Here is a 12,538-nt window from a genome sequence, read left to right as displayed (position 1 = left end):
GCAAAAGCAGGGCTTGATGGTGCTGCGCTGTGGTGCGCAGAGGATCAGTGCGCTCAGCGCACGATCAGCAACGGCACCTTGCTGTGGGCCAGCACCTGGGTGGTCACCGAGCCCATCACCAGCGTGGCGATGGCGCCGTGGCCGTGCGAGCCCATGACCAGCAGGTCGAACTTGCCGGTGTCTGCCACCTTGGCGATGGTTTCGCCCACGGCACCCACCTTGACGCTGCGCTTGGCATCCACACCGTGGCGGCCCAGGAACTTGCACACGGGGGCCAGGATTTTCTCCGCTTCTTCGGCGTGGTAGTTGTCTACCACTTCCTTGCCCAGTGCGGCGCGCGCGCGGGGAGGCAGCGGTGCCTGCACCGTCAGCACGGTGTAGGTGTGGGTGCCGCCCAGCAGCTCTTCGTGGGTGGCCAGATAGGCCAGCATTTTCTTGGTGTAGGCGCTGCCATCGACAGCAAGCAGGATGTTCATGGTGTTCTCCGAAAAGGGATGAGGCAGACTACTCTGCGCGGGTGCCTGTTGTCTTGACCTGGGTCATGTTGTTTTGTCCGGCGCGTGGCGAATTCGTACGAACCGCGCACCGATCATACGGTGACCACGCAGCGCGGCCTGAACGCCACCTGCTCTCCCTTGCGCGCATAACCCAGCGGGTTGGCCACCACCCGGCACTGCCAGGCAGCGCCGTCTTGGCGCGCGCCCTGGGCGGTGTAGTCGCTGGGCGCATGCAGGTGGCCGTGTAGCCACAGCGGGGCGTACATCAGCAAGTCGTCCAGCGCGTTGCAAAACCCCGCCGTGCCAGGCACCAGGCCATAGCGGGGGTCGGCGCTGCGCAGGCTGGGCGCAAAGTGGGTCACGACCACGGTGGAGCCGTCAAACGGCTGCTGCAATGCATCGCGCAGCCATTGCTGGCAGGCCAGCGCCTGCTCGCGCATGGGTTCGGCCAGAAACGGCTCTGCATGGCGCGTGCCACCGGTCTTGCGCAGGTAGAAGTTGGCCGCGCGAAAAGCCTTGTCGCGCAGCTTGAGCCGGCGGGTGAGGTCGGTGGTGCCTTCATGGTCGGCCAGCGCGTCGAAATCGCTCCAGAGCGTCGTGCCGACAAAACGCACGCCTTGCAGCGCCAGGGTTTCACGTTCGAGCCAAGCGATGCCCAGGCGGTCGCAGGTCCGGCGCAGCCGCAGGTGCGCGGCATCGAAGTCCTGGGCGTCGTACTCGTGGTTGCCGGGCACAAACAGCACGGGGGTCGGCCAGCCTGCATATTGGGACAACGGCGAAAACCGGGCCAGGCCGAAGTCGTCGTCGCCTAGTTGTGAGCCTTGCTGGTAGGAGCCCACGTCACCGGCCAGCACCAGCACATCGGCGCCAGGGGCAGGTTCGGGCACAAAGTGCGGGTGCGCCTCCAGATGGAGGTCGGACAAAAGCTGGATATTCATCAGCCTTGCAGTCTAAGGCGTGCCGTGCAGGCCCTGCTCCGGAAAGGTGCGCCGTGCTGACCGTGCAAGCGCCTGCAGCAGCCAGGTCATCGCGGCCTGCTGGGGGCCGCGCCGGCGCCACAGGGCATCCACGTGCACGGCGGGCACGTCCAGCGGCAAGGCCCGTTGCACCAGGGCGTCGGCAATGCCGGTGACCGGGACAAAGTGTCGCGGCAGCACGGTCAGCAAGTCCGATCCCGACACCACCCGCCCCGCCGTGAAAAACTGGTTGACCGTGATCACCACCTTGCGCTCGCGGCCCAGCGACGCCAAGGCTTCATCAATGAAGCCAAAGGGGCGGCCTGAAAAACTCACCAGCATGTGCCGCGCTGCGCAGTAGGTGTCCAGCGTCAGGGGCGCATCGGCCAGGGGATGGCCCTGGCGCATCACGCACACGTATTCGCCGTCGTACAGGCGGCGGCTCTCAAAGGCCACCACGCCGCCGGACTGCGCCCGCGCGGTGAGGTCGGCCAGCGCGGCCGGGAAGTAACCCACGGCCATGTCGGCAGCCTCTTCTTCCAGCAGGCGCCGAGGGTCGCGGGTGGTGAGGGGCAGCACGCGGATGGAGATGCCGGGGGCCTCGCGTTCGATGATTTCCACCAAGGCAGGCACCAGCGTGGCTGCCGTGGCATCGGCCATCGCCAGCACAAAAGTGGATTCGGCCGTTGCCGGGTCAAAGTGCCCGGGCGCTAGCGACTCCTGCAGATGGGCCAGGGCTTCGCGCACGGGCGGCCACAGGGCCAGTGCACGTGGCGTGGGCTCCACACCTTGGCCGCTGCGCACCACCAGCTCATCGCCCACCACATCGCGCAGTCGCCGCATGGCGTTGCTGACGGCGGGCTGGGTGATGGACAGTTTGTGCGCTGCCCGGGTGAGGCTGCGCTCGGCCATCACCTCGTCAAAGACGCGCAGCAGGTTCAGGTCCAGGGAGCGGAAGTTCAAGGGAGTCATGGTGACCCAAGAGCATATTCATCACTAGCATGAATATCAATGATTCAAAATATAAACTTGAACATGCAAAGGGTAAACCCTAATATCACCCCATCGCCCGGCAATCTCGCCACAAGCGTTAGAAAAGGGAAACCGAAATGACCAGCTTTGCACACGTTGAGTACCCCACCGAACACCCCGGCGTTGTCCGCGCCGAAAACGCAGCCGCTGCTCTGAAGAGCGCTGCCGCCCATTTTGACGGCGCGCGTGGCGCAGCCTCTTTGTTGCTGGCCGCCGTGGTCTCTGCGCTGCTGGTGGTAGCCAACCAGGTCATCGACACCTGGACCGAAGGCCACCTGTTGGCCGCGTGGATGGTGCTGTGGCTCGTGGCCTTTGCTGCGCTGGCCCTGCTGACCAGCCCCGCACGTCGCGCTGGTGTGGCGCTGCGCGGCACCGTCCTGGCATGGGCCGAAAGCCGCCGCCGCGCTGCTGAAGATCAGCGCACTTGGCAAGTCGCCTTGAAGGACCCCCGCATCATGGCTGAATTGAACCACGCCATGGGCATCCCCACGGTAGACAGCATTCGCAAGTATTACTGAACCCCCGGCGCGGCCCAGGCTGCGCAAGTAAGAGGATTCGAAGCCGTGGCAAACGCCACGGCTTTTTTTTGCCCTGTTCGGTGGTGTTCTTGCAGCGCGTGGCGATGGGGCAAAAAAAGCCGCCCCGCGAGGGCGGGACGGCTTGGAGTGGGCAGCTTCCTAAATGGGGTGCTGCAGCAGCGTCAGGCAGCCAGGCGCTTTTCCAGTTGTGCCTTGGTATCGAGCAGGGCCTGGGGCAGGTGGTAGGCCAGTTGCTCAAAGTGCGTGGTGTGCAGCTTGAATTCATCCGCCCATGCGGCCTGGTCGATGCTGGTGACGGCGGCAAACTGTTGGGCGCTGAAATCCAGGCCCGTCCAGGTGATTTCGGCGTACTGCGGGGCCACGCCAAACATGGTTTCCTGGCCTGCGGCCTGGCCTTCGATGCGGTCGATCATCCACTTGAGAACGCGCATGTTGTCGCCATAGCCAGGCCAGACGAACTTGCCAGCCTCATCCTTGCGGAACCAGTTCACGCAGAAGACCTTGGGCAGTGCCTTGCCGGTGGCGGCAATTTGGCCTTCCATGTTCAGCCAATGCTGGAAGTAGTCGCTCATGTTGTAGCCGCAGAATGGCAGCATGGCGAACGGGTCGCGGCGCACCACGCCCTGGGCGCCAAAGGCGGCGGCGGTGGTCTCGGAACCCATGGTGGCGGCCATGTACACGCCTTCGGTCCAGGTGCGGGCTTCGGTCACCAGCGGCACGGTGGTGGAGCGGCGGCCGCCAAAGATGAAGGCATCAATCGCCACGCCATTGGCGTCGTCCCACTGGGGGTCCAGCGCGGGGTTGTTGGTGGCAGCCACCGTGAAGCGCGAGTTGGGGTGGGCGGCCTTGGCGCCGGTTTCCTTGGCGATCTGGGGCGTCCAGTCCTTGCCCTGCCAGTCGATCAGGTGATCGGGCAGCTTGCCGGTGTCCTTTTCCATGCCTTCCCACCACACGTCGCCGTCGTCCGTCAGGGCCACGTTGGTGAAGATCACGTCCTTGTCCAGGCTGCGCATGCAGTTGGGGTTGGTGTGCATGTTGGTGCCGGGGGCCACGCCGAAGTAGCCGGCCTCGGGGTTGATGGCGTACAGCTTGCCGTCGGCATGGGGCTTGATCCAGGCGATGTCGTCACCGATGGTGGTGACCTTCCAGCCTGCAAAGCCTGCCTCGGGCGGCACCAGCATCGAGAAGTTGGTTTTGCCGCAGGCGCTGGGGAAGGCCGCAGCCACGTGGTACTTCTTGCCTTGGGGGTTGGTCACGCCCAGGATGAGCATGTGCTCGGCCAGCCAGCCCTGGTCGCGGCCCATGGTCGAGGCAATGCGCAGGGCCAGACACTTCTTGCCCAGCAGCGCGTTGCCGCCGTAGCCCGAGCCATAGCTCCAGATCTCGCGCGTTTCGGGGTAGTGGACGATGTACTTGACCTTGGGATTGCAGGGCCAGCTCGTGGTGTCTTTTTCGCCAGCGGCCAGCGGTGCGCCCACGGTGTGCATGCAGGGCACGAATTCGCCATCCACGCCCAGCACGTCGTACACGGCCTTGCCCATGCGGGTCATCAGCTTCTGGTTGACGGCCACGTAGGCGCTGTCGGTCAGCTCCACGCCGATGTGGGCAATGTGGCTACCCAGCGGGCCCATGGAAAACGGCACCACATACATGGTGCGGCCCTTCATGCAGCCATCGAACAGGGGCTGCAGCGTGGCGCGCATTTCGGCGGGGGCCATCCAGTTGTTGGTGGGGCCAGCGTCTTCCTTGGCGGCCGAGCAAATGTAGGTGCGGTCTTCCACGCGGGCCACGTCGGACGGGTCGGAGCAGGCCAGGAAGCTGCCGGGGCGCTTGGCGGGGTTGAGCTTCTTGAACGTGCCCGCATCCACGAGCTGCTGGCACATGCGGTCGTACTCTTCCTTGGAGCCGTCGCACCAGTAGATGCTGTCGGGCTTGCACAGGGCGGCCATGTCGGCCACCCAGGCGAGCAGCCGGGCGTTTTTGACGTAAGCGGGGGCGTTGAGATTCAGGCCCTGCATCGTGGGTGCGTTCATCGGGGAGCTTCCTAAGTTGAAAAACAGTCTTTTCAAAGGAAGCGGACCCAGCGGATCGCGGCGAGGCCTGGCGCAGTTGCGGTGCTGAGCGCTGCCTTTGAAAAAACGGCTTTCTTGCTCAGTCGGCGGGCGGGAGCGTGTGTCGGCCCCACGGGTGGAGGCTAGTTCCACGGATTCCGCGGGTCGGCTGGGATGTCGATTTTATGAATCTGCCGCCCGTTTGTCTGTCAGACAGGGGGTAAAACCATGCAAAAAAAACATAGGGTTATGCAATAAAATTTGCGCCCCTAGAGCTCTTGGGCTACGTGGCGGTGGCCGCACCGACCCAGCGCTCAAAGCCGGCCTTGCGCAGCGCGCAGGCTGGGCAGGTGCCACAGCCATAGCCCCAGGCATGCAGCGTGTCGCGCACGCCGTGGTAGCAGGTGTGCGAGTCGTTCACGATCAGATCGACCAGCGCCTGCCCGCCAAGGGAGCGGGCCAGTTCCCAGGTCTCGGCCTTGTCCAGCCACATGAGCGGGGTATCGATGGTGAAACGCTGGCCCATGCCCAGCGACACCGCCACCTGTAGCGCCTTGAGCGTGTCGTCGCGGCAGTCAGGGTAGCCCGAGAAGTCGGTTTCGCACATGCCGCCCACCAGCGTGTGCAGGCCCCGCCGGTAGCCCACGGCGGCAGCCAACTGGAAGAACAGCAGGTTGCGCCCAGGCACAAAGGTGTTGGGCAGGCCGGCGGCGGTCATCTGGATCTCGGTGTCGCTGGTCAGGGCGGTGTCACTGATATGGCCCAGCACCGACAGGTCGAGCATGTGGTCGTCGCCCAACCGTGCGCTCCAATGCGGAAACTGCGCGCGCAGCGACGACAGCACCGTCTGCCGCGCCTGCAGCTCGATGTGGTGGCGTTGGCCGTAGTCAAACCCGATGGTTTCGACATGGGCAAAGTTTTCCAGCGCCCAGGCCAGGCAGGTCGTGGAGTCCTGACCGCCGGAAAATAAAACGAGTGCGTGTCCGGGTCTCATGGGAGCTCTCCAGGTCAGACGGGGATAAGGGGTGGTGGGGGACGAAAAAAAGCCCCGCGCTGCGGGGCTGGTGCGATGGCTGCCGAAGCGGTCAGGCCATCATCACGGCGATGAACGCCAGCAGGAACATCATGATGCCGCCCACCACAGGCAGCACCACGGGGACCACGTGAACGACGTTTTCCACGGGGTCGTTCGATGGCGTTGCGGGGGCGTGCGAGGTGTTGTGGTCAGACATGGTGGGCTCCAGATGCTTAAAACTTGCGCAATTCTAGCCGCGAGAACCTGCGCGGCGCGTAAAACCTTGTGGCCTCTCAGATCAGGTCGGCCTGCATGCCCGCAGAGCGCAGCTGGCCCAGCACCTCATCCACATGGGTTTTGCCCCGGGTTTGCAGCACCAGTTCGATCTCCACGTTCTGCGCGGCCAGCATGGTGAAGGCGCGCTGGTGGTGCACCTCCTCGATGTTTGCGCCCGCGTCGGCCACGGTGGCGGTGATGCGCGCGAGCACGCCAGGCACATCGCGCGCGCTGACCTTGATGCGAGCCAGGCGCCCCGAACGCACCATGCCGCGCTCAATGATCGCCGCCAGCAGCAGCGGGTCGATGTTGCCGCCGCACAGCACCAGGCCCACGCGCTTGCCCTTGAAGCGCTCGGGGTAGCGCACCAGCGCCGCCAGGCCTGCAGCGCCTGCGCCTTCGACCAGCGTCTTTTCAATCTCCAGCAGCATCAGCACCGCCTGCTCGATGTCGCCTTCGTCCACCAGCACCAGGTCGTCCACCAGGCGCTTGACGATCTCTTGCGTGATCTTGCCCGGCGTGCCTACGGCGATGCCCTCTGCGATGGTGGAGGTGCCCTGCGGGTGGTGGGTGCCCTTCACCGCATTCACCATGGCCGGAAACCGCATGGTTTGCACGCCAATGATCTCGATGCCGGGCTTGAGCGCCTTGGCCGCCGTGGCCACGCCCGAGATCAGCCCGCCGCCGCCCACGGCGATCACCAGCGTGTCCAGGTCGGGCACGGCCTGCAGCATCTCCAGGCCCAACGTGCCCTGGCCGGCGGCCACGCCTTCATCGTCATACGGGTGCACAAAGGTCAGGCCTTGCGCATCGGCCAGCGCGTAGGCGTGGGCGCGGGCTTCTTCCAGCGTGTCGCCATGCAGCACCACCTCGGCGCCAAAGCCACGCGTGCGTTCCACCTTCACGCCGGGGGTAAACCGCGGCATCACGATCACGGCACGCAGGCCCAGTCGCTGCGCGTGGTACGCCACGCCCTGCGCATGGTTGCCCGCGCTCATGGCCACCACGCCGCGTGCGCGCTCTGCGTCGGTCAGCAGCGTGAGCCGGTTGCAGGCGCCGCGTTCCTTGAAAGAGGCGGTGAATTGCAGGTTCTCGAACTTGAGAAACACCTGCGCGCCCACGATTTGCGAAAGCGTCTTGGATTCAACGCACGGAGTGTCCAGCACGTGGCCTTGTAGGCGGGTGGCGGCGTCGCGGATGTCTTGAAGGGTCAGCATGGGCCGATTGTGGCGCAGTGGCGTTCGCAGCGGCCCTGTGGTGTGTGATTTGGCATCAAATCGGCCTCAGGCGCTTATCTATTAAGCATTAGCAGCTATCATTTTTGAAGTTACTTATTTAATCCCCAGCCTGCGCGCCAGCTTGTGCAGGTTGCTCGCGTCCACCTCCAGCGCACGCGCGGCCTGGGCCCAGTTGCCCTGGTGGCGGGCCAGGGCCTGCGTGATGGCGAGCCGCTGGCAGGCATCCACGGCGTCGCGCAGCGGGCCGTCGGGGGTGGCGGTGGTGGGCGGCTCGGTGGCCGAGGCGGGGGCGCCCGCGTCCAGCGGGGTATGGGCCACGCTGGCGGCGTCGGCGTCCAGGTCAAGCAGCGCGGGTTCCAGCGTCACGATGTCGGCGCGGTTCACGCCCCGGCTCAGGGCCTTGAGCGCGGCGCGGCTGACCACATGCTCCAGCTCGCGGATGTTGCCGGGCCAGGGGTAGCGGCGCAGAGCGTCCTGCGCGCTGGCCGACAGCCGCAAGCTGCGCAGGCCCAGGCGGGCGCGGTTCAGCTCCAGAAAGCGGCCTGCCAGCAGCAGCACATCGTTGCCCCGTTCGCGCAGCGGCGGGATGGGTACGGGGTACACCGACAGCCGGTGGTACAGGTCGGCGCGGAACGCGCCATCGCGCACTTGGTCGCGCAGGTTGCGGTTGGTGGCGGCGATCACGCGCACGTCCACGCGGCGCGGGCGGTCGGCGCCCAGGCGCTGGATCTCGCCGTTTTGCAGCGTGCGCAGCAGCTTGGCCTGCACGGCCAGGGGCAGCTCGCCCACCTCATCAAGGAACAGCGTGCCGCCCTCGGCCGCCTCAAAGCGCCCCGGCCGGTCAGTCACCGCGCCCGAGAACGCGCCGCGCACATGGCCAAACAGCTCGCTCTCGGCCAGCGACTCCGGCAGCGCCGCGCAGTTCACGTGCACCAGCGGGCGGGTAGCGCGCGTGGACTGGCGGTGCAGCAGGCGCGCGAACAGCTCCTTGCCCACACCGGTTTCGCCCAGCAACAGCACGGGCAGGTCCGAGCCCGCCACCACCGTGAGCTCGTGCAGCAGGCGCAGCAGGGGCTCGCTCTGGCCAACGATCTCCATGTCGCCATCGCCCGCGCGGGTGGTGCGCTCGTCGTCGGCGCTGCGGGTGTGGGGGGCACTGCGCAGCGCCTGCACCTCGCGCTCCAGCCGCGAGATGCGCACGGCCGCCTCCACCAGCACCTTGCAGTCGGCCAGCGCGGCGCGTGCGGCCTCGCCAAAGGTGCCGGTCTGCAGTGCGTCGAGCGTCAGCACGCCCCAGGGTTGGCCGTCTACCTGCAGGCATACGCCCATGCAGTCGTGCACAGGCAGGGGCTCGCCCACCAGAGTGTCGAGCAGGCCGTCGTAGGGGTCGGGCAGGGTGCTGTCGTGGTCAAAACAGGTCACCTCGCGCCGCGCCAGGATGGCTGCAAGCCGGGGGTGCTGGCCGACCGAAAAGCGTCGGCCCAGCGCCTCGCGCACCAGGCCCTCCACGGCCACGGGGCGCAGGTGGTCTTCTTCCAGCTGCAGCAGCGCCACGGCCCCGCAATGAAAGCAGGTGCGCAGGTGGTCTACCAGTCGCTGTAGGCGCACGGCCTGGGGCAGGTCGATGGCCAGGTCGGCCAGCAGGGGGCTGTGGTCCATGGTGAAATTTACCTTTATTAGGTGAATTAAACCCTATTTGTGAATGGTTAAAAAAACCATGACCGATGTAAGTGGTTGATTTGATGGGCCTTCAGCCCTGGCCCGGCGCTTGCGATGGGGTCAGTGACACCCATTCACTCGTTCAGAAAAGCCATGACCACAAAACCCCGACCCCATGCCGCCAGCGCACGCTGGCGCCGCCCCTCCGTTGTTGTGCTGCTGAAGCAGGAGGCCCGCCATGGGTAACTACCGCAAGCTCTGGTTCACGCTGATCGGCGTGCTCATCGTCACCTTCAGCCTGCTGGGCTACTACGGCGCCGAGGTCTACCGCACCGCGCCGCCCATCCCCGCCAAGATCGCCACGGCCGGGGGCGAAGTTCTCTACACCCACGACAGCATCCTCGACGGACAGACCGCCTGGCAATCGGTGGGCGGCATGCAACTGGGTTCCATCTGGGGCCATGGCGCGTACCAAGCACCTGACTGGACGGCCGACTGGCTGCACCGCGAGCTGCTCAACTGGCTGGAAGTGGCGTCCGAGCGCACCCATGGCAAGCCGTTTGCAGACATCGACGCCGCCGCACAGGCCGTGCTGCGCGACCGCATGAAGACCGAGTACCGCACCAACACCTACAACCCTGAGACGGGCGTGGCCACGGTGTCCTCGGTGCGTGCGGATGCCATTGCGATGACGGCGCTGTACTACGACCAGCTTTTCAGCGACGTGCCCGCGCTGCACAAGACCCGAGAGCACTTCGCGATGAAGGAGAACACCCTGCCCAGCGCCGAGCGGCGCGCGCAGATGACGGGTTTCTTCTTCTGGACGGCCTGGGCCGCCGCCACCGAGCGCCCCGGAACGACAGCAACGTACACCAACAACTGGCCCCACGAGCCGCTGATCGGCAACAAGCCGACGGCCGAGAACATGGTCTGGTCGGTGATGAGCGTGGTCGTGATGATGGCGGGCGTGGGCTTCCTCGTGTGGGGCTGGGCCTTCCTGCGCAAACACGACGAGGTGGAGCCCACACCACCCCAGCACGACCCGCTCTCGCGCGTGCCGCTCACGCCGTCGCAGCGCGGGCTGGGAAAGTATCTGTTCCTCATCGTCGCGCTGTTCAGCTTCCAGGTGCTGCTGGGCGGCTTCACGGCGCACTACACGGTAGAGGGCCAGCAGTTCTACGGCATCAACGTGTCGCAGTGGTTCCCGTATTCGCTGGTGCGCACCTGGCACATCCAGAGCGCGCTGTTCTGGATCGCCACGGGCTTCCTGGCTGCGGGCCTGTTCCTCGCGCCGCTCATCAACGGCGGCAAGGACCCGGCCTACCAAAAGCTGGGCGTGGACATCCTGTTCTGGGCGCTGGTGGTTGTGGTGGTCGGCTCATTCGTGGGCAACTACCTGGCCATCGCGCAGATCATGCCGCCCGAGTGGAACTTCTGGCTGGGCCACCAGGGCTATGAATACGTGGACCTGGGCCGCCTGTGGCAGATCGGCAAGTTCACCGGCATCGCCTTCTGGCTGGTGCTCATGCTGCGCGGCATTGTGCCGGCGCTGCGCACGCCCGGCGGCGACAAGAACCTGCTGGCGCTGTTGACGGCGTCGGTGGTGGCCATTGGCCTGTTCTATGGCGCGGGCTTCTTCTATGGCGAGCGTACCCACCTGTCGGTGATGGAGTATTGGCGCTGGTGGGTGGTGCACCTGTGGGTCGAGGGCTTCTTCGAAGTCTTCGCCACCACGGCACTGGCTTTCATCTTCTCGACGCTGGGGCTGGTGTCGGTACGCATGGCCACCACGGCCAGCCTGGCCTCGGCCTCGCTGTTCATGCTGGGTGGCGTGCCCGGCACCTTCCATCACCTGTACTTCGCGGGCACCACCACCCCGGTGATGGCGGTGGGCGCAGCCTTCAGCGCGCTCGAAGTGGTGCCGCTGGTCGTGCTGGGCCACGAGGCCTGGGAACATTGGCGCCTGCAGCACCGCACACCCTGGATGGCCCGTCTGCGCTGGCCGCTGATGTGCTTCGTGGCCGTGGCCTTCTGGAACATGCTGGGCGCGGGCGTCTTCGGCTTCATGATCAACCCGCCCATCTCGCTGTACTACGTGCAGGGCCTGAACACCACGCCGGTGCACGCCCATGCTGCGCTGTTCGGGGTGTATGGCTTCCTGGCGCTGGGCTTCACGCTGCTGGTGCTGCGCTACATCCGGCCGCAGCTGGTGTTCAGCGAGCGGCTCATGAAGACGGGCTTCTGGTGGCTCAACGCGGGCCTGGTGCTGATGATTGCCACCAGCCTGCTGCCCATCGGGCTGTTCCAGTTCCACGCCAGCGTGAGCGAAGGCCTGTGGTACGCCCGGGGCGAAGCCTTCATGCAGCAGCCCTTTATGCAGACCCTGCGCTGGGTGCGCACCTTTGGCGACGTGGTCTTCATCGTTGGCGCGCTGGCCATGGCCTGGCAGGTGGTGAGCGGTGTGTTCGGTTCGCGGGCCCCGGCGGCACACGCAGGCGTTTACCTGGCGGAGTCCCGCCGCTGACCCGCGCCACGCGCTGCGGCCACCACCCTCGGCAGCAGCGCAGGCCCTTCATTCATCCCACAAGGACTGACCATGAACCTCGACAAATTCAAGCACCAGCACACCGACATCCTGCGCAGCATCGCCACCTTGCGTGCCTTGGCGCAGGCAGGTGCGCAGGCCAACGCCACGGCCATTGCCCAGGGCATCGTGGCCATGAGCGGCACCATCAAGCTGCACCTGGCGGTGGAAGATCAGGTGCTGTACCCCGCACTGCAGCGCGGCGGCAACGCCGAACTGGCGCGCCTGGGCCGCCAGTACCAGAACGAGATGGCCTCGATAGCCAGCGCCTACGACGCCTTTGCGCGCCGCTGGAACACCGCCGAGGCCGTGCGCCGCGATGCGCAGGGTTTTCGGGACGAGGCCAACGTGGTGCTGCGCCGCGTGTTCGAGCGCATGCAGCGCGAGGACCATGACTTCTATCCCCGCATCGAAGAGGAGGAGACCGCTGGCTGCTTCTGAATCTGGCGTCACCCACCTCCGAACCGTTCGGGCTGAGCTTGTGGCACATCCCTTGTCCCTGAAGGACGCCTGTTCCATCCATTGAATCCATCGGTAGGGCCTGACGGCACCTTCCTTTCGCCGGCCTTTGCGCCGGCTTTTTTTTACCCCTGCTTACCTCCCCGCTTGTGTTGGGTCAAACTACCTATAGTGTTTGATGGGTATCGTGGACACCATAGGTAGTGTTTTTAACCCGTTCCATAGATTGGTC

11 protein-coding genes are annotated in these 12,538 nt (G+C 65.7%); 3 read left to right on the top strand and 8 right to left on the bottom strand.

Annotated features, from left to right (window positions below):
* Positions 1-53 precede the first annotated feature (53 nt).
* The 3 genes from OIN59_RS00885 to OIN59_RS00875 form a co-directional block, all read right to left on the bottom strand.
* A complete protein-coding gene (locus OIN59_RS00885; RefSeq protein ID WP_015011999.1) occupies positions 54-476 on the bottom strand; it encodes a universal stress protein in 423 nt (140 codons plus the stop codon).
* Positions 477-589: 113 nt separating this feature from the next.
* The gene (locus OIN59_RS00880; RefSeq protein ID WP_274106183.1) at positions 590-1,435 is read right to left on the bottom strand and encodes a metallophosphoesterase; all 846 of its coding nucleotides are present in this window, start codon (positions 1,433-1,435) and stop codon (positions 590-592) included.
* Between the two features lie 12 nt (positions 1,436-1,447).
* On the bottom strand, positions 1,448-2,425 hold the full coding sequence (locus OIN59_RS00875; RefSeq protein WP_116748536.1) for a LysR family transcriptional regulator: 978 nt from the start codon (positions 2,423-2,425) through the stop codon (positions 1,448-1,450).
* Between the two features lie 137 nt (positions 2,426-2,562).
* Here OIN59_RS00875 and OIN59_RS00870 point away from each other — a divergent pair, with 137 nt between their 5' ends.
* The gene (locus tag OIN59_RS00870) at positions 2,563-3,003 is read left to right on the top strand and encodes a hypothetical protein (RefSeq protein WP_274106180.1); all 441 of its coding nucleotides are present in this window, start codon (positions 2,563-2,565) and stop codon (positions 3,001-3,003) included.
* A 182-nt stretch (positions 3,004-3,185) separates the two neighbouring features.
* Here OIN59_RS00870 and OIN59_RS00865 read toward each other — a convergent pair whose 3' ends face one another.
* The 5 genes from OIN59_RS00865 to norR form a co-directional block, all read right to left on the bottom strand.
* Complete coding sequence (locus OIN59_RS00865; RefSeq protein ID WP_274106178.1) at positions 3,186-5,057, bottom strand: phosphoenolpyruvate carboxykinase (GTP); 1,872 nt, start codon at positions 5,055-5,057, stop codon at positions 3,186-3,188.
* A gap of 301 nt (positions 5,058-5,358) precedes the next feature.
* Positions 5,359-6,069 carry a 7-cyano-7-deazaguanine synthase QueC gene (gene queC, locus OIN59_RS00860; RefSeq protein WP_274106176.1) on the bottom strand — a complete coding sequence of 237 codons (711 nt, stop codon included), beginning with the start codon at positions 6,067-6,069 and terminating at the stop codon, positions 5,359-5,361.
* Between the two features lie 91 nt (positions 6,070-6,160).
* The gene (locus OIN59_RS00855; RefSeq protein WP_165836532.1) at positions 6,161-6,307 is read right to left on the bottom strand and encodes a hypothetical protein; all 147 of its coding nucleotides are present in this window, start codon (positions 6,305-6,307) and stop codon (positions 6,161-6,163) included.
* 76 nt (positions 6,308-6,383) lie between these two features.
* Positions 6,384-7,583, bottom strand: a complete 1,200-nt coding sequence (locus tag OIN59_RS00850) for a threonine ammonia-lyase (RefSeq protein ID WP_274106172.1) — start codon at positions 7,581-7,583, stop codon at positions 6,384-6,386.
* 114 nt (positions 7,584-7,697) lie between these two features.
* Positions 7,698-9,263 (bottom strand): nitric oxide reductase transcriptional regulator NorR, encoded by a 1,566-nt coding sequence (norR, locus tag OIN59_RS00845; protein WP_274106170.1) that lies wholly within the window; start codon positions 9,261-9,263, stop codon positions 7,698-7,700.
* Between the two features lie 238 nt (positions 9,264-9,501).
* Here norR and OIN59_RS00840 point away from each other — a divergent pair, with 238 nt between their 5' ends.
* Positions 9,502-11,787 (top strand): nitric-oxide reductase large subunit, encoded by a 2,286-nt coding sequence (locus OIN59_RS00840; RefSeq protein ID WP_274106168.1) that lies wholly within the window; start codon positions 9,502-9,504, stop codon positions 11,785-11,787.
* Positions 11,788-11,859: 72 nt separating this feature from the next.
* A complete protein-coding gene (locus OIN59_RS00835) occupies positions 11,860-12,288 on the top strand; it encodes a hemerythrin domain-containing protein (protein WP_274106166.1) in 429 nt (142 codons plus the stop codon).
* The last annotated feature ends 250 nt before the right edge of the window (positions 12,289-12,538 follow it).

It is taken from the genome of Acidovorax benzenivorans (genome assembly GCF_028680575.1).
GTDB lineage: Bacteria > Pseudomonadota > Gammaproteobacteria > Burkholderiales > Burkholderiaceae_C > Acidovorax > Acidovorax benzenivorans.
The sequence above is the reverse complement of the archived record's forward strand: the minus strand, read 5'-3'. Positions and strand labels throughout refer to the sequence as shown.

What these genes read in the sequence shown, in the direction of transcription:
- OIN59_RS00885 (WP_015011999.1), bottom strand. Translation starts at nt 476, where the DNA reads ATGAACATCCTGCTTGCTGTCGATGGCAGCGCCTACACCAAGAAAATG.
- OIN59_RS00880 (WP_274106183.1), bottom strand. Translation starts at nt 1,435, where the DNA reads ATGAATATCCAGCTTTTGTCCGACCTCCATCTGGAGGCGCACCCGCAC.
- OIN59_RS00875 (WP_116748536.1), bottom strand. Translation starts at nt 2,425, where the DNA reads ATGACTCCCTTGAACTTCCGCTCCCTGGACCTGAACCTGCTGCGCGTC.
- OIN59_RS00870 (WP_274106180.1), top strand. Translation starts at nt 2,563, where the DNA reads ATGACCAGCTTTGCACACGTTGAGTACCCCACCGAACACCCCGGCGTT.
- OIN59_RS00865 (WP_274106178.1), bottom strand. Translation starts at nt 5,057, where the DNA reads ATGAACGCACCCACGATGCAGGGCCTGAATCTCAACGCCCCCGCTTAC.
- queC (WP_274106176.1), bottom strand. Translation starts at nt 6,069, where the DNA reads ATGAGACCCGGACACGCACTCGTTTTATTTTCCGGCGGTCAGGACTCC.
- OIN59_RS00855 (WP_165836532.1), bottom strand. Translation starts at nt 6,307, where the DNA reads ATGTCTGACCACAACACCTCGCACGCCCCCGCAACGCCATCGAACGAC.
- OIN59_RS00850 (WP_274106172.1), bottom strand. Translation starts at nt 7,583, where the DNA reads ATGCTGACCCTTCAAGACATCCGCGACGCCGCCACCCGCCTACAAGGC.
- norR (WP_274106170.1), bottom strand. Translation starts at nt 9,263, where the DNA reads ATGGACCACAGCCCCCTGCTGGCCGACCTGGCCATCGACCTGCCCCAG.
- OIN59_RS00840 (WP_274106168.1), top strand. Translation starts at nt 9,502, where the DNA reads ATGGGTAACTACCGCAAGCTCTGGTTCACGCTGATCGGCGTGCTCATC.
- OIN59_RS00835 (WP_274106166.1), top strand. Translation starts at nt 11,860, where the DNA reads ATGAACCTCGACAAATTCAAGCACCAGCACACCGACATCCTGCGCAGC.